The sequence below is a fragment of the Rhodopirellula baltica SH 1 genome, assembly GCF_000196115.1.
In the GTDB taxonomy this organism is placed as follows: Bacteria; Planctomycetota; Planctomycetia; order Pirellulales; family Pirellulaceae; genus Rhodopirellula; species Rhodopirellula baltica.
Genome location: NC_005027.1, coordinates 1,076,537 through 1,096,074, shown reverse-complemented (window position 1 = coordinate 1,096,074; position 19,538 = coordinate 1,076,537). Strand labels below are relative to the sequence as shown.

Below are 19,538 nucleotides of genomic sequence, written 5' to 3'. Positions count from 1 at the left end.
CACGACGGTCTTGTAAGACCATCGTACGGGGGCGTGGTCAGTTGAATTTCCAACGCGGGGGTTCATCTCGCTGGAGCGGTTCTTGTTTGAGAACCTCACGCAGCATCGCGATGGGCAACATCCCGGCTTCCATGATCGCATCATGGAATTCACGTTCGGTCATCTCACCCGACAAAACCATCTCGCGGTGCAACTGGCGAATCTGCAGAGCCCCCAACATGTACGCGGCTTGGTACAGCGGTGGGTAGCTCGGTCCGATGCTTCGCCGAACTTCCGCCGTCGCGTTGCGTCGTTCGAATCCAACGTTGTCGACCAAGAAATCAACGCACTGGTCCGGCGAGAAACGTCCCAGGTGAAAGTTCAACGAGAAGATGATCCGAGCACACCGGTGGGCTCGCCAAACCAGCATCCCCATGCGTTCTTCGGGAGTGCGGGCGAACCCGTCATCGTACAGTTTCAGTTCCCAATAGACGGCCAGCCCTTCCAACCAAAACGGCGTGCTCATCGTCCGACGGTGAGGTTGGTACCGCTCATTGCTGAACATCTGCAGGTGGTGCCCGGGAATCAATTCGTGATGCACCGTCGCGCGAGCGTAACCGATGTTATTGCCTCGCAGGCTTTGCCGTTTGTCACTGGGGGACATCTCCGACGTCGGGAACGAAACGCTGATCACTTCGCCGCCGGTGAAGAACGGATTCACCTTTTGTCGTTCGGGAGTCATCATGATCATCCGCCAGCAATAATCGGCGAACGGCGGGACCGTGATCCAATCCCGTTTTCGCAACCAGTCGACGGATTGATCAGCCATTTCACCGATCAAAACAGGTTGTTGTCCCGGTGCGACGTGATGATTCTTCATCCGTTCAACCGCGGCTTTCCAGTCGTCGCCCAACCCCATGTCTTGAGCCACGCGAACCATTTCGGATCGCACAATCGCGTACTCCCGTTCAGCCAACTCGATCAATTCCTCCGGCGAATGATCGATGAACTGGCGACGCAATTCCAACTCGATTCGTTCGCGGCCAACTGGTGTTCCAGACAAGTCCTTCTCGACTGACGATGTTGCCGGAGGAAGTTTTTCACCCGAGTCTTCAATCCGCTTGCGTTCGATTTGGGTATCGACCTCAGCGGTCAACAAGTGCCAATCGACTTGATCATCCAGCGACCATTTCTCGAACGGTTTGCCATCCAGCTCCAGTGCGGCAAGCTCTTCCTTCCAACGTGGCAACTGGGCGGCCTTCTTTTCACGATCTCGTCCACGACGCGTGAAACGACGAACGATGGTTGGCATCCAGGTCGCTTCTCGCTGTGACCACGTTTGAATCGGTGGATACGCTTCGCCGAACACAAACGTCTCCGCAGGCGCCGGTAGAGCGGACGAGTCGCTGGCCACTTGCTCCGATTGTTTTTTCGTCAACTCTTCGTCGACTTTCAAAGTCGCCTTCCAGGCTCGAAGTTTGTCACCGGTATCTTTGGCGAGATCCAGCACCCACCAATTGAAGTCCGGGTGATAGCCTTCGTAGAACGTCTGCCAAGACTCATAGGCATCCACCAAGTCGGCCGCGGCGTCCAAGACAGGTTGGCTGACGGAAACAGAATTTGGCTCCGTGTTTTCGCCCGAATCACTGCCTTCCATAGAAGCGGGAAGTGATTCATTAAGCGTCTGAACGTCTGCCGCCATGGCCTGCCCATCCAATGGTTTCACACGATTGGAGAGATCCGTTAGCGAAATCAACTGATCAACAAACGGAGCCAACTGACGCAGTTTCTCGGACGAGTCGAGATCTGTTTTCAGCACGTTCTTTTCATCATTGATTGCCGACTGAATTTCACGAGCGACCTCGGTATCTGATTCGCTTAACGCCTCGTCGCCTTCTGCGTCCAAGGCCGTCTGCAATTTGCTTTCCCAAGCTTTCAAAAACGCGGAGGTTTGCGAAAGTCGTTCTTCCGAAACTCGAACCGGCAAACGACGTTTTAAAGTCTCAAGGTCAGTTTGGTAGTGATTCTGGATGTCCATCCACGCCGTTTGCGGTTGCAGCTTTTCGGTTTGAATCAGCGGCGTCGCGATCTCGGGTGTCGACTCGGAAGTGGACTTCTCTGCTGAGTTTCCGGGGTTCAATTTCTCGATGAAGAATTCCAGCGTGCGTCGTTTGCCGTACGCTCCACCGTCGCTGTGACCGACACCTGGCATGACCAGCATGTCAAAGTCCTTGCCGGCTTTAATCAACGCATCGGCGAAACGCAGCGTGGATTCCGGGGGCACGTTCGTATCAAGTTCGCCAACGATCAAAAACAGATCGCCAACCAAGTTGGCCGCGTTGTCGATGTTGCTGCATTCGGAATAGTGCTCGCCGACGGGATACCCCATCCATTGTTCGTTCCAAGAGGCCTTGTCCATTCGGTTGTCATGACAACCACAGGCAGCCACTCCGGCGTCGTAGAAATCACCGTGGAACAACAACGCGGAACCCGTGTTCTGGCCCCCGGCCGAAGTCCCGAAGATACCGACTCGTTCCAAATCCATCGCCGGATGTTCTTTCGCGAAAGCCTTCATCCACGCGATGCGATCAGGAAAGCCTGCGTCATTCAGGTTGTGCCAGCACACATCGTGAAAAGCCTTGGACCGGTTGGCCGTCCCCATGCCATCGATCTGGACGACGACGAATCCTGCGTCCAAGTAGTCACGATGCCACGGCGCGGAACGGAACGACTTGGGCACATGCGAATCGTGAGGCCCGGCGTAAATGTATTCAACAACCGGATACTTTTTGTCGGAACTCGCGTCGTAGTCTTCAGGAAAACACGCCAATCCCCAGATGTCCGTTTCTCCGTCACGGCCTTTGGCGGAAAACACCTGCGGCAAATTCAGCTTGGCGTCGTCTGGTGTGACAGTCGCCTTTGCGAGCGTTTGAATCAGTTTGCCATCGGCGGATCGAAGCTCGTGAACCGGCAACGAGTCAACTCGCGAATGAGTGACGACCAAGCTACTTCGGTCTGGTGAGAAAGTAGCGGTGTGTGTTCCGTTGGCGTCAGTCAGCAACGTGAAATTCTCGCCACGAAAGTCCACGCGGGCATAATGCTTCAAGTAAGGATCTTGTCCTTCATGCACACCGCTGACCACCAAGTCGATCAGGCGGTTTTCTTCGTCGATGTTTTCAATCCCACGCACCACGAATTCACCGCTAGTGATCGGGCGGATCTCGCTGTTGCCGGACAAATCAACCAAGTAAAGATGTTGAAAGCCGTCTTTCTCGCTGACCCAAATGACTTCATTGCTGTCTTCCAGGAATGTCCATCGGGGCAGGTCCGTCTTGTGGGTTGTCCAAATGAAGGTTTCTGATTGTTCATCGATGACAGTAGTGACTTTGCCCGTCAACAAATCGACATCGAACAATCGAAAGCGTTGGTGGCCGCGTTCAGTGACCGCCACCAAGATCCGATGTGGTCCGGCAAAACGCAGATCCCAAAAACGCTGAGACATCCACGGCAATTCTAGTTCGATTGGTTCGCCCGTTTCCGCATGAAACGCGAGCAGACGAGTCTCGTCGACCGGATCACCGGGCAACAAATACGGTCGCGATTTCAGGACCGCTCGTCCGGCCGCTTTGGGCGAAGATTCGACCAGGTGCACCGGTTGAGTCTCGTAAGGAATGACCGCTCGCGTCAGCAACACGGTTCCATCGGGCGACCACTGCGGTGACTCCAACTTCATCGGCTGAGCGGATTCTTCGGCGTGGTCACCAAACGATTCTGCCAGCCGCGACTCCTCGATCAACGTCTTCCATTCCGCCGCATCGTCATCAACTTCTGCATGTTTCAATTGCAGGCGACCATCGGACAGTCGGGCCAGCACTTTGTCGTTGTCAGGGGCGGGCACTCCCGCGGACCAATCATCGCCACGTCGAAAATCACGACGGCGACGGCCACGGCGTTCTGGTTCGACTTGCGTCACACGGGCGGGTGCTGAGACTTCAACCCGTGCCGGTTCGATGTCAGCAACGAAGTATCCGAATTTCGTTTCATTGTCTCCAACAAGTTCCCAAACGTGCCCGGCAAATGTCGTTCGGACAAACGTCTCTCCCGCTGGAATCACCTCGTACTTGACTCGTTTTCCGCTGCTGTCCACCCAAAACAATTGCAACGCTTGATCGGTTTTGTTGACGAAAGTGATTTCGGTGTGGGCTTCGGATGATCGACCTGACCGTGGTGCCCGACCGCCGCGAAGCACAGCGTCTCGCGTGATGTCTTTGTTGGCCGAATCAACTTCCGTCATCTCGCCGGTTTTGGCATCCACTCGAATCCCAGTGAACGACCCATCCGCGTTCTGACGTCGAAACCAGAATGAATCGTCACTGGTCCAATTGGGCGTCAGCGTTTGCTGAAGAACGCGAGGTCGCGGCGACGAAGATTCTTGGGCGATTGCGGGAGCAGCGACCGCAATGGAAGCCAATCCGAGCAGCAATGCCGCGAGTTGAAATGAGACGCTCGCGGACAATCGTCCGGCAAAAATTCCAGGCATCCAATTGTGAAACGGCAATTTCATGTCTATATGTTCTGTGGAACCGTGAGTCAGTGGGCTGCGTCCCCGCAAATCGGGCTCTCTTCGGCCCCCACTTCGAACGAGCCTTTTAAGTCCATTGATTTCGCGGGTTTGCGTCCACTTTAGTCAAGCAGAACGCGGCGATGCGTCGCTTTGAATGATTCGCCCGACAATGGCGAAATCTTGCTCCTACCCTCATTGATTCGGGAACGATGATGCTGCCTGCACGCGTACGGGTGTTGGATTCTCACACCGGCGGGGAACCGACGCGCATGGTGATCGGAATGGAAGAAACGCTGATAGGGCAGACGATGGCAGAACGCCGCCTGTACCTCCGCGAAAATTTCCAGGCCTTGGGTGCTCCGATCGTCAACGAGCCTCGGGGCAACGACATCATCGTGGGGGCATGGATGTGCACACCGGTTGATCCCAGCTGTTTCGCCGGGGTCGTTTTCTTCAACAATGTGGGCGTGTTGCAAATGTGCGGGCACGCGACGATCGGTGTCATCGCGACACTCGCTTGGCAGGGAGTCTTGCCGCCGGGGATTCATCGCCTGGAAACGCCCGTGGGAATCATCGAAATCGAATTGCATTCGGACGGCAAAACGGTCTCATTCGAAAACGTGGCGAGCGAACGTTACCGATCTGCGGTTCGCGTCGAGGTTCCCGTTTCACCTAGTCTCGAAAACAGCTTCGTCATCGGCGACATCGCCTACGGAGGCAACTGGTTTTACTTGGTCGATGACCATGGGCTGGAGTTGGAAGTGAGCAATGTCAGTCAGTTGATGGCGACGACGCTCAGCATCAAAGCGGCTCTCATCGAACAAGGTATCACCGGCGAAAACGGCGACGAAATCGACCATGTCGAACTGGTCGGCCCATCCAAGAAAGCCGACGCAAAGAACTTTGTGTTGTGCCCCGGCAACGCTTATGACCGATCCCCGTGCGGTACCGGCACCAGTGCCAAAGTGGCTTGTTTGGCCGCGGCTGGCAAACTCAAAGCCGGCGAAACGTTTCGGCAAGAATCGATCACCGGCAGTTGTTTCGAAGCAACCTATCGGATCAACGACTCGGGCGCCGTGATCCCAAAACTCACCGGATCAGCAGAAGTTATCGCCGAAACAACGCTGCTGTTCGAGCGTGAATGAATTGGGCTCGGTGAGCACCGTCAACGTAGGATGGGGTTCCAAGCCTGTCGAGTCACAGCCGGGTGATTGAGTCTGCCAGAATGCAATCGCGTTCAGTTCTTCCAAGGGAACCGTGGGCTATCGCCGAATGGCTGACCGCTCCGTCGGGCTTGGAAGCCCAACGCACGAGTAGCAGCGTATGGGTAGCATCAAACGGTGACGTATGACACTGAGACCTTCAATGATGGCACCCCAGTCACTGGTTGCCTTCGTTGCCCTTGCGACGGTCTTCCAATTGCTTCGTTGCACCTCGCAGTGAATCAAGCAAACGTGGGACTTGCCCAGCCGCCAAAAAGACTCGAGCACTGACGGCCGACTGCGGGAAAAAGCTGGTCAAAAAATCCAAGCCAAATTCCGTCGCACCGTGACCGATCATGACTCCGTTGGCATACGTTCCGCTGAGCACTTCATCGGGCAATTTCAAGTCGTCATAGATTTCTTGCGGCGTTGGCCGACGCTGTTCCGCGTTGGGATTGGGGGTCGGAGTTGGCATCACTGGATCGCCAAAGCGACCTTTGTACAAATCCAGATTCTTTTGCAGTGCATCGACGAACTGAGGCATCACGGCGTGAGGTATCACAACGCGAACGGCGACTCGGTGCGGTCGTCCCACCGTCTGTAAAAAATCGACGATGAACTCGCTCGGCCCCGTCATCACGATCGCGCCGGTGCTGAAACAACCGCCAGCCACATGATCCGGCACCCGAGCTCGAACCGCAGGATTCTCCGCGGCCGGATTGTTGCCTGGCATCGGAGTTCCGGGTTGGCCATCGGCGGGTTGTCCGCCCTCTGGCACTCCGTCACCCCACTGTCCGCCGCCAGGTAGATCGCCGCCCGGTGGTTTTCCAGCGGCCCCATCATCGTCGTTGGGTGGACCGTCAAATGGAGGCTCAGAAGGCGTGTCAGAATTCATCGGGACCGCAATTGCAAGGAAGCGAAAGGAGACAACCGACGCTATTCTATCGCGAGAAAGATCATCTGTCGTCGGGACTGGATGCATCGATCTCCTCATTGGCGGGGGTTGAGGAACATTCCGATCCAAGTTGAAAGTCGACTGATTGTTTGCACTTGCGATCACTCTGCGCCATCTTAAGATGGACAGACGCTTTCCCATCCCCGCATCCCCGTTTCAGGTCTCCCACAGTGTTAACCGAAGCCACCATCGAACGCATGTTTCGTGAACTTGTCTCCGAACCCAAGAAATGCACGGACGAAACCTTCGACCAAGCAGAAGAATTGCTCGAGCGTGAATTGCGTGACGAGAGCCCTTTGCGTCACCGTTTGACTGTCGAACTCGAAGAACTTCGCACTCTGGCTGCTAAGTAATTCGACGGAGTCGAGCAGAACCATTCTCGGATCCTTACGCTCGACGCGTCTTACCTAAACCGCCAAACCCAATCTTTGGCGAACGATCACCAACCTTCTGCCACGGTTGGTTTCTGAAAATTCAAACGAAATGAATGGCGCGGTTGTCAACAACCGCCCCTTTCTTATCTTCCCGGTTTCATTTCCCGGAACGCTTGGCAGCCCGCAGCAACCAACGCTGCCGAGCGAATCGTTCTTGTCATCCTGATACGGACAATCGATCAATCGCCGAATCAGAGTTCGGGACCGATGATCTTTGGCAATTGACGATAGAGAAACCTTGGCATGACGGCCAAGAAGCCATCTGAAACGGGATCATGCTCAATCGCCAAACTGGCGCCCACCAACCGAGCCGATTCGCGAATTCGGTGCAGAACATCATCACGGCGTGGCCCCAAGGGCTCGCTTCGGACAACGACCGGCAAACGGTCATAGGTCGCCGATGTTCCAACCCACCAATGTGACGAATCAACTTCCCGTACCTGCAAACCCATCGGGTCCAGCACTCGCTCCAACATCTCGCCCGCCGTGACTTCGTTTCCAGCTTCGCCCGCGTAAGCCATGACCAACTGCCCAGGCGACAAACGACGGCGTTGTGCATCGTTCCAATTGATCACGCAAGTCGCGTCGTTGATTCTAGACGTTCGTCGCAACAATCCAGCCATCGCGATTGCGGTGTCGAGTTGTGTCCCTGTCTTGCCCTCACTGAGAACTCGCCATGCCGGGGGTAGCCCATCGTCGACAAGCTTTTCAGTGGGTTGGTGCACATAAGCAGCCGACCATCGCGACATCACATCGTCACTGAGCAGGGGCTCATGTTGCCGCAACCGCCGCAAAGATTCGGTCGTCAAACAACGCAGATGCAATGCGTCTCTGGGTTCCAGTTCCACCACCGCGTTCAATTGATCCAGAAGCGTTTGAGCGGAACCGCGTTCATTCCCAAAGTCTTCGAGATCGATCAGCTGCTTCGTCTTTGCCTGAAGCATTTCGATCGGCAGGGTCAACGTCAACCGATCCTCTTCAGTTTCGATTTGCAAACCCGCCGACCGAGCGGCATTGCCGAGCAATTGGCCGATCGTGGTCATTCCTTTGGAATCCGTCGCGACTGGCTGCCGCAAATCCACGTCCGCCAAATCCATCGATACCCAATCCAATTGAATCGGAATCAACGTCGCCTCACCGAGAAACAAAATCAGATCCGACAACGGGTAGCCTTTGGTACTGACCGCCAAACGCATCTTCAGCGCCGTCTCGATGTTGACTTCCTCGGGCGGTGTCGCGATCAACATCGGATCGACAAACTCTTCCGCCGCGATGTCTAAAACAACGTCTTCCAACACCGGAGCTTCTGACATTGGCGGAGCATCGGGAGCCTGTCCAGGCATCTCCAACAACATCTGGAACTGAGCGAATTCGGGCGGCAACTCCATCACCGGATCCGGTGCGGATTCCGTTGCTGGTGGCTTCGCTACGGGGCCGGCGTTTGGTTGATCGCGTCCAAGAACAGCAGCGGGACCATCCAGTGGACTTCGAGGCATCAAGTCGTTTGGCACTCCCGACTCGTCCGGACCGTCCGCCCCCGGAATACCAGCGTCCATCATCCCGTCGGAGCTTGAATTGCCGCTTGAGGTGTCTGCCGAGGTTTCTACCGCGTCTGGGCCGTCTGCCACCGTTGCATTTGAATCACTGTTATCGACGTTGGAATCAGGCGCCGGATCGCCTTCATTTGAATCGGCATCCGCATTGGAACCAGCCAAACCATTCTCGGGTGCGCTTTCGATGGGTTCATCGGACGCGTCCGGGTCGATACCGCGTCCCGCCGCGGGCGAACCCGCGGTTTGATCAGTTTGGCGAAACCAAACGAACAGACCTGCCATGAGCGTAACGCTGAGCAGTGAGCCGACGATCCACAACGCGACTGATTTCGATATCCCGCTTCGACGGGCTTGATACAACTCGCTCGGATCAACTCCGACCGCCGATTCCGACGAACCAGATTCCGAAACACCTGTCGTCTCGCGCACTCCACTTTCGTCGGACGCAAACGATGCTTCACCCGCCAACGGAGGAGCGACCAGCGGGCCGGAATCACCAGCGGCCTCAGATGAATCGGTCGGGAAATCGTCGACCGACATCCCTGCTTCCGTCATCGCCTCGCTGCCGATCGATTCATCCCCCAGCGTCACGCGTGGAGGTGAAGGCGGACTGGGATGGGCCTCTGTGGGTGCGTGCTGCGGTGGATCGACTTGCACAAAGGAATTGCACTTGGGGCAATTCACAATCGTACCAATCAAGCTCGGATTGCTGACCTTCAATCGAGACTGGCAACTGACGCACTGAACTGCGAAAGGTCGGAAATCGCCGCCGGAGGATGCCTCGTCAACCAACGATCACTTCCCACCCGCTTCCGCGATCATGCTGGAAACTTCCACCGTCACCAACGACGACGGCAACGCATAACTGACAACTCGTCCGGCACGAGCGATGTTGATTCCGATGACGTTTCCGTCGCTATTGAGCAAAGGTCCGCCGCACTGATCGGGATTGAGAACCGTGTCGTGCTGCAAGGCTTCTTCGAATCCGGACAACCGAATGTTTCGAGCACCGTTCACGCGAGCATCGTTTTCGGATTCTTGCACGATCGAAGCCTCACGCATCTTTGCCGAGACCTCCTTCGTGTCACCGTCGCGAACGATCGTGAGCTGAACGATCTCGCCAGGAAACACCATCCGCAACGTCGACATCACCGAATCGCGGTTGTTTTGCATCTGGCCATTGATCGCGATGATCCGGTCTCCTGATTCCAAGCCGGCTTCGGAAGCACTGCTGTTGGGTAGGATCTGTTCGACTTGTGCGCCCGCGGTCGCCCCACCCGGATTCAACTGAACGCCAAGCATTCCTCGATAGGCAACTCGGCGTGGTCCGGTACCCATCACACCCAAACCAATGACACGATTGGTGCGGTCCGGGCTGATCAAAAAGCTGCCGACAGTAGGAACCTTTGACGTGAGCGTCACCGGGCGAAGCATTGGCAGGGTGCCAGTGCTATCGCGTTCAATCACCAACAAAGCCAAATCGCTGCGACGGCGGACCGCGGCGACTCGTGCCGGAAACATCCGACCATCGCGCAGACGGACTCGAATCGGATCGTTGGACAATTCGCTTCGCTTGGTGATCACATACGCGTCCGTCGTTGGAACCGATGCGCCCACATGTAAACTGGATCGCGCGACCACGGTCCCCAAGGACACAGGACGTCCGCCGCAGATCACCCCGACCACTCCGTCGTTCACGCTTTCGGCAATTGGACGAACCAATTGCATCATCTCGCCGTTGTCGCGGCGATGCATCACGCGCTCGACCAAGCGTTCTTGCAACCAAGCCGGCACCGATGTTTCTTCTTGCGCGGCAACCACACCGGCGAGTGACACGTTCACCAACGCAGCGGTCACCGCCACGGCGAACGTGCGGCGCAGGGATCGCTTCCAGGATGTCATTCGCAAATCAATCGCCACGGCCAATCTCCACAATCACTTTCACAGGTTGGCCGTCACGTCGCAGCCAAATCTTCACTCGTTCACCCGGCATCGTGTCTGAGACCGCAGCCTTCAATGATTCAAAATCGGTGATATCCACTTCGCCGAACGTGATGACTTGATCACCCGCTCGAATGCCACCTTGGTCGGCCGGCGATCCCGGACCGACTCGAACAACGTTGGCGATCCCACCTTCGCTGTTTCCACGAACGCCCAGCACCGGACGAAAGCCCGGAAGATAGCCCCAGGCACTGCCGCTCTGCATCCGGTCCCAGTGTTCATTGTAGTGATCGATGGGAACATGCAAGTTGTCGGCGACATCATTCCCAATTCGACTGTGCACGGCGATCAGTTTGCCAGACAGATCAAACAACGGTCCACCGGAATCACCACCGATCAGCGCACAATCCGTCACAATTCGATCTGGGTACACGGCCAAGATGCGGCCAACCCGAGTCACCATGCCTCGTTCGGCTTCGTAACCACCGGGATGCCCCGTCGCGATGCACCACATTCCCGATTTGAGGTTCTCGCTGGTGCCGAGCGACGCGTGTGGCCATCCGATCTCGCGTCCGGCCGAGTCGCGAGCGTTTTGCCCGGGATCGATTTTCATCAAACCCGCATCAACACCACGATTCATCCCCAACGTTTTCGCGGATACCGTCCGACCGTCATTGAGCGTCAACATAGCGGACTTGCCCGGACGCATCGCCACGTGGGCGGCGGTCAAAACGTAGCCGCTCGGAGTGATGATCACGCCGCAACCTTGAGCCGGTCCAATTTGCACACTGACCGTGCATGCTTCGGCCGCCTTGGCGACATTTTGTTGTTGCCGCTGCAGCGAACGCAATTGATCCAACGATGTTGGCACTCCACCATCCGAAATCAATCGCCGCAGTTCCGTTGGCGGCTCGATGAAAGTGCCACCTGATCGACTGTCGAAAGCGTCCGAAGCGGATTCTTCAACAAAAGCATTTTGATTGATTGATCCAGGCGGGATCAACCTTTGCGAAGTGATGTCCGGAGCGGCTCCGTAAGAACTTTGTCCCGAGATCGCCCCAGGCGAACTTTGCCGCGGAGGCACCAAGGTCGCACCGGGTGGCAACGGAGGTGGACCGCCGATTGCCGACGGAACTCCGTTGACGATCTGCGCGGGACTCACTGGGTGGGGCATCGCCAGAGCGAACAGAAAACAACTGGCAACCAGCCTCAGTCCGAGCGTGTCGTGAAATGGCATCGCGTGATTCATCAGGAGGAAAGACGGACGGTTCCCATTGTACCCCACCAACCAGTCCTTGGTTCAAGGTCTCGGCGGTCGCGACAATCTTGTTCAGGCGATAAAGTGCCGCTGCAACACGTGCAATCGGACCAAACCACCCTATCGTCGCGAATCAACACTTTCGGCGGAATCCAGCGGGTCGACTGCACATTGGCGAACAATGTTCGCGAATATGCCCTTGGATGCCCGCACGATAACAATCGTTCGCTGTTCATTCAGTTTAGTTGCCGTTTTCTCGCGAATCCGCCGCCAATCGCGACAGTTTGGTGAGCCAACGCGTCTCCACATCCTTTTTGCACTCCACTTTCACCCCATGTCGAATTCGTTGCTCATCGTCGGTTGCGGTTACTTGGGTCGACGAGTGGGCCGGTTGGCTCAGCGAGCCGGGTGGCAAATTCACGCGACAACTCGCAGTCGTTTCGAAACTTTGGCGGCCGAAGGCTTTCACCCCATCGCGTTTGACTGGAACGATTCACGCACCTTCGATCGCCTGCCGACGACGACACACGTATTGATCGCCGTCGCATACGATCGACACAGCCGAGTGGACCGATACGCATCCCAAGTCGATGGTCTGGCGCGACTGATTCGGCACTTGGACAATGGTCGCCCAACCGACCAATCCGCCGATGTGTGTTACATCAGCACGACCGGTGTCTATCATCAAACCGGCGGCGTTTGGGTTGACGAAACTTCGCCCACGCATCCAACACGCGAAGGCGGCAAAGCTCATTTGGCAGCAGAGGCCAAGTTGCGTTCACTCCGAGTCGGCCGCCCAACGACAACACTTCGTCTGGCAGGCATCTACGGCCCCGATCGAGTCCCTCGGGCCGCCGATGTGATTGCCGAACGTCCGATCGCGTCGCCACCACATGGGCACCTGAATTTGATTCACGTCGACGATGCCGCGACCGCCGTGATGAACAGTTTCGACAACCAACGTTTTGCATCGCGTGCCCGATCACCGCTTTATGTTGTCGCGGACGACGAACCTGTTGTGCGTCGAGAGTTCTACCGAGAGATCGCACGTGCGACACGTTCGGCGGAACCGACGTTCGTGGATCCGGCGGCGGATTCAGGGGTTCGCTTTCGAAGTGAAACGGACAAGCGAATTTGGAACCGTCGCGTTCGACGCGACTTGCTTCCGCAGATGCGCTACCCAACCTATCGCGAAGGTCTTCGCGATGTGCTGGAAAACAACGTTTCGAATGAAGCTTGACCAACACGACCCTGCGTCCTGATTTGGCACCCGGTCATGGATGCCTGAACGCTTGACCAAAGAGCGATCCGCAAAAACAACTCGTTTGCTTTTGCGGATCGCAAACTTTGGTTAAACGCTCTGCCATGCTCGCCTACAGCAATGGTGGCGGCGGCGGTGGTGGCGGCTCCGGCTCCGGTTCTGGAGTTGGTTCGGGATCCGGGTTGGGTTGAGGCTGCGGCTCCGGCTCAGGATTTGGTTCTGGTTCCGGCTCAGGTTCTGGCGGCGGTGGAGGTGGTGGCGGAGGCGTCGGCATCGATTGACTCATCACCATCGCTGCACGTTCGGTCAGCAACCGAGCTCGTCCTTTGAGTTTTTTCCCAAACAACTCCGGACTGATCCAAGTGTTCATCGCCAAAGGAACGCCCACTTCCACTTCGACTTGTGTCGTCGCTTCAGTGATCTCTTCAGGAATAACGGTCACGGTCGCATCGCGAATACCGATCGCATCCATGTGGCCTTGGACCACTTCTTCGACGTTCTCCGCAGTGGCGCCTGTGATGATTCCTCGACGGGCACCAATGTACGCGGCGTGATCGGCTGAATGTCGCAGCATCGTGACACGAGTCAACTCGATGCCCGAAATCAGGATGGTGAATAAGACCGTTGAAACGATCGCCATTTCCACCACTGTCGCCCCCATACGCACGGAAGCGCGAGAGCGATAATTTGAGTGCAGCAATTCAAACATGGTGCGATGTCACAGTAGAAAGTCAAACAAGGTCGGGCAACGAGATCACTGCGTCATCAAAGACGGCAGCTTTTTCGCGATTTTTTGAAAAGCGTTTTGCAATTGGCTTGCGTCGGTGGCGTGAAAGTTCTCGCCTCCACACGCGTTCGCCAAATTCGACATCCTTGATTGATCGGCGTCGTCGCTGAACGTGATCGTGAACAACGTCACTCCGTGGTTCTGCAAGTGATACGTCATGCTCTCAGGACTCTTGCCAGTGTTATGATGACCGTCCGTCATCAACACCATGACGCGTACCGCAAACTTACGAGCGTGAGTGGCATCCGTCAGCACGGCCAACCCGTGTTCCAGCCCGTAACCGACACTGGTTCCTCCACCGTTGAATTGATACGAAATCGCATCCAACTGATTCGAGATTTCTGCGTAGGTGTGCGTCAGATCACAATCGCGACTTGCGTTGTCGGAATAGGTCGCCAAACAAAGCTTTTCGTACTGCGGTGAATCAGCCAAGAATCCATTGAACGCGTTGACCGAAGCGACCAAATCCAACCAGCGCGAATTCGGTGGAACAGGATCGCCGTAAGTCCAACCGGGCGGAGCGGCGGCCGGATTGACGTATGGATCAGGAGCCTCATCGTTCGCGTAGGCCATCGAACCACTGCGGTCGATCACGAGCGCGACATCCATCGTGCTTTGCGTGCTGACGGCAACACGTTGAGGACGGATTTCCAAGTTGGTTCCCATCGTCGGGAACAAGGGCGAAAAGACAGGCTGAGGTGAATTCGAAAGCGACAAGGTCGTCAATCGCACGGCGTTGCCAAACTCATCGTCGTCAGACAACGGCTGAAAACTGTAGCCTTCGTCGAGACTCTCGCGGAGACTGATTCCGAATTCCAAATCGGACATGTTGATGGGCACAACTTTTCCCGCAACGGGGTTGCGTTCTGCGGCGTCGCGAGCAGCTGCCAGGGCGGCGTTTTTGTCGCCGGTTTGAATGTAGACGCGGCCAGCCGCGCACACTGCGGCGTCGGTGACCACTTGGCTATCCGCGGTGACGGCTTCGACGTAGGCAACGTTGATCACGTAGGCCGCCAGGATCAACAACACTGGCAACATGATCACCAGCAAGACGATGACGGCGCCGGAACGTTGCTTTGGTTGGTTTTTCAGCAGGGTCATCTGAACGATTCCAATCTCACGGTTTTTGAAGAGTGACCGACTCGGACAAGTCGTAGTTTCCGAATCCCCAACCACCCATCAAAGCGTTGTCAGAGAAAGGAGCCCGAATTTCGACCGTGAACCACTCACCTGAATCGAGCGTTGTCGGATCCATTGGGTCCATCACCACGACGATGCTGTTCAACCGTTGATCGGCACTCAGCGTGTCGCACTGCCATTCAACGTTTTCGGCTTTGGCTTCCGGCAACACACCGACGCGGGCGCCTTCGTAAGCGACCATCTTCATCTTTTGTTGCAACCGAATCATCGTGCACGCTTCGACGGTGCCCATCATGACCACCAACAACAACGGCAATCCCACGGCAAGTTCCGTGACTGCGATTCCGCTGCGATGTGATGATTTGTTTCGAGTGACCATGGAATTGGTTCCCCGCGTAGGAAAGGTACTGATGCCCGCCTCTTGAGCGAACAAATGCATCCTACGTCACAAAAAGCCACCCCTTGGCCAGCATTCACCCGGAAGCAGCGTTTCTCAGCACCCAATCCATCGGTTGGTCAATCGATCCAAACGACTCTGCGGATTGCACCAATCTCAACGACTGAAGCGATCACCCGGTGTCGTCGGTAGCGACGGACATGAAACCGTGCCACTTGGTGCCTGAACAACAAAGCGATTTCAGCGAATGCGTTGCCCAGGGGTTTCGATCATCGCAGCAACCGCCGCTGTTGAGCAGACAGCCTGAGACGCATACTCAGCAATCAGAACTTGTAGAGCAGCAGAGCGGAGTAATAGAAATCGTTCTTGAGCGCACCCTGTGGCGTGCTGTCATAGCGATCCGTCACCGACAAACGCAGCGAAAAGTTGTCCGAATCGCTGAGCAAGGTTTCCCAAGCCAGATCAGTCACTAAACGAAAATCGCTGAAATCGTCGAAAGCGGGAAAGAAGTCCAGTTTGCCCTTCAGCTTCTGACGCGAAGTCAATTGATGATCCGCCTCGACGCCAAACACGGCTTCTGGAATCCAAGAATCATCCGGCGATCCGATCTCTTTCGACGCACCAGCACCGACCCGGGTGACGAAGTTTGTCTTGTCGTTGCGAATCCAGTAGTACCCAATACCGCCGTTCAGGTTCAAACGCAGGTCAAAGGATTTGAACTCGTCGAACTCCATTCCGAATTTTCCAAACAGTGACCATTTGGATTCCTTGATCAAACGGTCGTAGTCCAAATTGAACCGCCCGTTCTCTTCCGTTGTCACATCATTCGCACTGGCCTGCCGATAGTCGAAATCCAACGCCAATGTGTACCTGTCTGTTTTGCGTTTCATTTCCAAACCGGTCTGAAGCGCCAGCGTGTCCGAGTTACCGGAACTACCATCCAAACCAAACTCGGCGTGGTTCGTCCAACCATTTGTCATCCAAACCCATGGTCGTTGATACCAACTGACAACTTCTTCTTCGAGCGGTGGCGACTCGACGACCTGCCCCGAGGCAACCACATCGGAATAGCTGGCCGATTCGATCGCACTGTCCGGTAAAGGAGCATCCAGGATGGGCGATTCCAACTTCGCGGGCGACAACCCAAATTCTTCGTTCCATCCCGAAGGCAGTTCGTTCAAATTCAAAGAGGAACCGTTCCCCGGCGCATCGGCTGGCAACCCCATCGAGTCAACCGCCGTTGGCTTTGGAACCGATGGCATTGGTGATGTTGCAGCGGGCGGTTTGGGAAGTTCGTACCCCGACCCATTGAACACGGGTTGTCCGGACTGCCAACTCGGAACTGTTTGTGCTTGCGCACCAGCCGACAACACCAGCCAACCGGCCAACGCGAAAACGATGGGTTTAATGGAATGAATTCGATTCATGGTTCTCTTCTTTGGAACAAGTTCATCCAAAGGAAGCCCACGTGCTCACTGCCAATTGAAAACGCGTTCAATTGACAGTGCGTTTGGCGTTCGGTCTGGTCGATGAAGTTGCGGCGCTCAAAGCACCTACTGAACAAATCTTCTAAGCTGCGTGTACAAAAGCACTGGCGCCCTCGAAAGAGGAATTTTTATCAGCGCAGCTTCTTCTTCAGCGGCGGCGCGGCAATCTTCTCGGCCGGCTGTGCCTTCTTTGATGTCGGTTCATCTGACGCTTCGTTCTCGACTTCCGATACATCGGTGCTATCACCAGCGTCATCCTTCGCAAGCATTTCCGTTGCCATAACGCTCGGTAAAGGCTCGCCGGGCAACAACCCGCCACCGATCATGCTTTGGTTTTCATCGCGGAGAACTGGGTACCCACCGTCGAATCGGGTCTCTGCGGTGTAGTCAACTGGTGGACGACTAAAAACTTTTGGCGGAGAGCCCGTTGAACGGCGTCCGAATCGCAAAAGTTTGCTCCCGGCCAACCGCGTTTCATCCCGGATCGATCCACCTTGGAATGGCCCGACCCCCATCACCCATGTATCGCGGGCGGTGGATCGAGACTGGCTGATTCCGGATTGCCAAACCGCTTCGCGAGTTTCTCGGTCGTAAGCAAACGCTGCAACCTTGGCCGCACCTTCACGAGCATCACGGCGTGCCACCGCGATTTCGGGAATCTGAGGCACATTGGGCGACCCCGGAAACAACGACACCGTCGAGTTGATCGCGCTGTTCTCCGGAACACCAAGCGTGACTCGGTGATCGTCATACCCCAACGTTCCGATCCGGGCTTCGATGATGATATCCGCTTCCGCACTGGAATCTTGCAGATAACAACCGGCCGCCATGACCTGCTGACGCAGCGCACTGGTGACATAGTCCGCATTCACGAACGTGGTTGCTTTCACCGACCGAAGGTAACTCGTGTCGAGATAAACCTTTTCACCGGACAATGGCCGAAAGTCGATGGTTGAAACGCTCCGGTCAACAGCATCCGACAACAACAACTGCTCCGTTGCTTGATGCTCTTTGGTCGTGCCACATCCTGCGAACAACGCCAACATCACCCCGAGGCCAATCAGCATCTTCAATGGACGAGCCGAAGGCTTTCGCCCAGGTTGAATCGCGTTGAGTTCTTCGGTCGTTCGCAAAAAAGGTACCTGACACCTTTTTTGGGCGCAGCGGTGATCGGTGTGCGGGGTGGCGAATCGTATAGGCAGCCGATTCCGAAACATCGGACGAGCGTTCTGGGTGTAGCAGGGCGGGGTGTCTGGGTGGGCGGTTTCGACATGAAACCGGTCGAGGATCTCCTCAACGGTCTGAGGGTTAGCAAACAAACACCACCAAACGCAACGGACGTTCTGTATCAACACGAGCAATCCACTCGAACCTATGAGCATGTGAAACACTTCGAAACAAGGAAACAAACCTCCCCGGCAACCGACATCACGAGCGACGACAAAGCAGCCTTCTTCAGCCAAAGGTGCGAAAACAAGAGAAAGATTCAACGCGCTGTTCCGAATCTTCCGAAAAAAGAAGAACGAAGCCTGTGATGCGGAGTTCGTCCCGAACGATCCGCCCGGACGAAACAAGCTTCGCGTTCCGGTTGAGCTGAACTTTGCGACGCCGTCGACCGGAACCCCTGCCCCACCTGCGTCCCCGAGGATTGTCCTGTGATGCCCACGATCGAATCCGCAACTGCCGATCCGATGTACCTCGTGGTGCTGGGATTGGCCGCTGGATACTCGTGCTTGGGACTCGTCGTTCTCTATGGGGTGCTATCCAGCAAAGGCAAAGCTCGCGAAGAACGCCTGCGGGAACTGCGAGCGACGAGACAAGCCAAGCGTCTATCAAGCCGAAACCAATTGGCCAACAATGATTCACGCAAGACAAACGCGGACACAGAAGAGATTCGTTTGCTTCGTTCCGAACTAGCCAGGTTCATCCAGGTCTCCGCTTCGATCACGAACGAGTCCCAAAACCTGCATTTGGAAGTCGCCGCGCTGCGCATGCGAATCGAAACGCTCGAAAACGAATTGGCAGAGCATCTGGAAGTTCACAACCAAATCGATTCGGTCAAACCGAACGCTTACCCAACGCAGCACGCCAACGACTCGTCAAAGTTGCCCGCCAACGACAACTCCACACCGTTCGAATCGGCGACGGTCGATTTGGCGACGGCATCGAAATCGGCAAATGGATCCTCCGTGCCGACCACGATTGCACTCGTCCATCCCACGCCGCCAGAATCGCACGGCGAAACCCGAGATGAAAACGGTATTCCAATTCGGCAACACGACGAACTTGGACTGCTATATATGTCGCGTCCAAAATCACCCGACGATCTGACTCAAATCTGGGGAATCAGATCGGTTCAGCAAACCGAATTGCAAGAACACGGAATTTTCTACCACCATCAAATTGCAGCGTGGTCGTCCGAGCAAATCGGCCATTTTGACAATTGGATGAACTTGGGCGGACGGATCCAGAGCGAGTTGTGGGTTCCTCAAGCCATTCGCCTGACACGCCAAAACGCCGGAAAAAAGGCGTCAAAGAAGAAGCAGAAGCGTCGCCAGCGGCGTGCTGCCTGACCCTCGC

Annotated in this window: 14 protein-coding genes; 4 read left to right on the top strand and 10 right to left on the bottom strand. The window is 55.9% G+C overall.

The features are described 5' to 3' along the window. Window positions 1-37: 37 nt before the first annotated feature. Window positions 38-4,543: a DUF885 family protein gene (locus RB_RS04040; RefSeq protein ID WP_164921491.1), complete on the bottom strand. Its 4,506-nt coding sequence runs from the start codon at window positions 4,541-4,543 to the stop codon at window positions 38-40. 209 nt (window positions 4,544-4,752) lie between these two features. Between RB_RS04040 and RB_RS04035 the strand changes: the two genes are divergently transcribed. Further along, window positions 4,753-5,688, top strand: a complete 936-nt coding sequence (locus RB_RS04035) for a proline racemase family protein (RefSeq protein ID WP_011118648.1) — start codon at window positions 4,753-4,755, stop codon at window positions 5,686-5,688. Window positions 5,689-5,923: 235 nt separating this feature from the next. Here RB_RS04035 and RB_RS04030 read toward each other — a convergent pair whose 3' ends face one another. After that, a complete protein-coding gene (locus RB_RS04030) occupies window positions 5,924-6,640 on the bottom strand; it encodes a DUF3467 domain-containing protein (RefSeq protein ID WP_231846199.1) in 717 nt (238 codons plus the stop codon). Window positions 6,641-6,870: 230 nt separating this feature from the next. Here RB_RS04030 and RB_RS04025 point away from each other — a divergent pair, with 230 nt between their 5' ends. Beyond that, window positions 6,871-7,053 (top strand): hypothetical protein, encoded by a 183-nt coding sequence (locus RB_RS04025; protein ID WP_007324730.1) that lies wholly within the window; start codon window positions 6,871-6,873, stop codon window positions 7,051-7,053. 272 nt (window positions 7,054-7,325) lie between these two features. Here RB_RS04025 and RB_RS04015 read toward each other — a convergent pair whose 3' ends face one another. The 3 genes from RB_RS04015 to RB_RS04005 are packed head-to-tail and all read right to left on the bottom strand — an operon-like array spanning window position 7,326 to window position 11,877. Further along, window positions 7,326-9,479, bottom strand: coding sequence for a hypothetical protein (locus RB_RS04015; RefSeq protein ID WP_011118644.1), 2,154 nt, complete (start codon window positions 9,477-9,479; stop codon window positions 7,326-7,328). A gap of 3 nt (window positions 9,480-9,482) precedes the next feature. Then, window positions 9,483-10,607 (bottom strand): PDZ domain-containing protein, encoded by a 1,125-nt coding sequence (locus tag RB_RS04010; protein ID WP_164921490.1) that lies wholly within the window; start codon window positions 10,605-10,607, stop codon window positions 9,483-9,485. Further along, window positions 10,597-11,877, bottom strand: a complete 1,281-nt coding sequence (locus RB_RS04005; RefSeq protein ID WP_007324734.1) for a S1C family serine protease — start codon at window positions 11,875-11,877, stop codon at window positions 10,597-10,599. Before RB_RS04005 ends, RB_RS04010 begins: the two co-directional genes overlap by 11 nt. A gap of 343 nt (window positions 11,878-12,220) precedes the next feature. Here RB_RS04005 and RB_RS03995 point away from each other — a divergent pair, with 343 nt between their 5' ends. Next, entirely contained in the window at window positions 12,221-13,126 is a 906-nt protein-coding gene (locus tag RB_RS03995; protein WP_164921488.1) for an SDR family oxidoreductase, read from the top strand. A 133-nt stretch (window positions 13,127-13,259) separates the two neighbouring features. Here the strand turns inward: RB_RS03995 and RB_RS03990 are convergent, their stop codons facing one another. The 5 genes from RB_RS03990 to RB_RS03970 form a co-directional block, all read right to left on the bottom strand. Continuing rightward, window positions 13,260-13,793: a TadE/TadG family type IV pilus assembly protein gene (locus RB_RS03990; protein WP_164922697.1), complete on the bottom strand. Its 534-nt coding sequence runs from the start codon at window positions 13,791-13,793 to the stop codon at window positions 13,260-13,262. A gap of 108 nt (window positions 13,794-13,901) precedes the next feature. Then, on the bottom strand, window positions 13,902-15,035 hold the full coding sequence (locus tag RB_RS03985) for a VWA domain-containing protein (RefSeq protein WP_164921487.1): 1,134 nt from the start codon (window positions 15,033-15,035) through the stop codon (window positions 13,902-13,904). A gap of 16 nt (window positions 15,036-15,051) precedes the next feature. Continuing rightward, window positions 15,052-15,453: a TadE family protein gene (locus tag RB_RS03980; RefSeq protein WP_007336011.1), complete on the bottom strand. Its 402-nt coding sequence runs from the start codon at window positions 15,451-15,453 to the stop codon at window positions 15,052-15,054. A 341-nt stretch (window positions 15,454-15,794) separates the two neighbouring features. Further along, window positions 15,795-16,898 (bottom strand): DUF481 domain-containing protein, encoded by a 1,104-nt coding sequence (locus tag RB_RS03975; RefSeq protein WP_011118637.1) that lies wholly within the window; start codon window positions 16,896-16,898, stop codon window positions 15,795-15,797. Window positions 16,899-17,089: 191 nt separating this feature from the next. Continuing rightward, window positions 17,090-18,091, bottom strand: coding sequence for a DUF6655 family protein (locus tag RB_RS03970; protein WP_164921486.1), 1,002 nt, complete (start codon window positions 18,089-18,091; stop codon window positions 17,090-17,092). Window positions 18,092-18,616: 525 nt separating this feature from the next. Here RB_RS03970 and RB_RS03960 point away from each other — a divergent pair. Beyond that, window positions 18,617-19,531, top strand: a complete 915-nt coding sequence (locus RB_RS03960; protein ID WP_164921484.1) for an iron-sulfur cluster transporter — start codon at window positions 18,617-18,619, stop codon at window positions 19,529-19,531. The last annotated feature ends 7 nt before the right edge of the window (window positions 19,532-19,538 follow it).

Excerpts from the sequence above, each read along its gene's own strand:
- RB_RS04040 (WP_164921491.1), bottom strand. The coding sequence starts at position 4,543 with ATGAAATTGCCGTTTCACAATTGGATGCCTGGAATTTTTGCCGGACGA.
- RB_RS04035 (WP_011118648.1), top strand. The coding sequence starts at position 4,753 with ATGATGCTGCCTGCACGCGTACGGGTGTTGGATTCTCACACCGGCGGG.
- RB_RS04030 (WP_231846199.1), bottom strand. The coding sequence starts at position 6,640 with ATGAATTCTGACACGCCTTCTGAGCCTCCATTTGACGGTCCACCCAAC.
- RB_RS04005 (WP_007324734.1), bottom strand. The coding sequence starts at position 11,877 with ATGAATCACGCGATGCCATTTCACGACACGCTCGGACTGAGGCTGGTT.
- RB_RS03995 (WP_164921488.1), top strand. The coding sequence starts at position 12,221 with ATGTCGAATTCGTTGCTCATCGTCGGTTGCGGTTACTTGGGTCGACGA.
- RB_RS03985 (WP_164921487.1), bottom strand. The coding sequence starts at position 15,035 with ATGACCCTGCTGAAAAACCAACCAAAGCAACGTTCCGGCGCCGTCATC.
- RB_RS03980 (WP_007336011.1), bottom strand. The coding sequence starts at position 15,453 with ATGGTCACTCGAAACAAATCATCACATCGCAGCGGAATCGCAGTCACG.
- RB_RS03975 (WP_011118637.1), bottom strand. The coding sequence starts at position 16,898 with ATGAATCGAATTCATTCCATTAAACCCATCGTTTTCGCGTTGGCCGGT.
- RB_RS03960 (WP_164921484.1), top strand. The coding sequence starts at position 18,617 with ATGCCCACGATCGAATCCGCAACTGCCGATCCGATGTACCTCGTGGTG.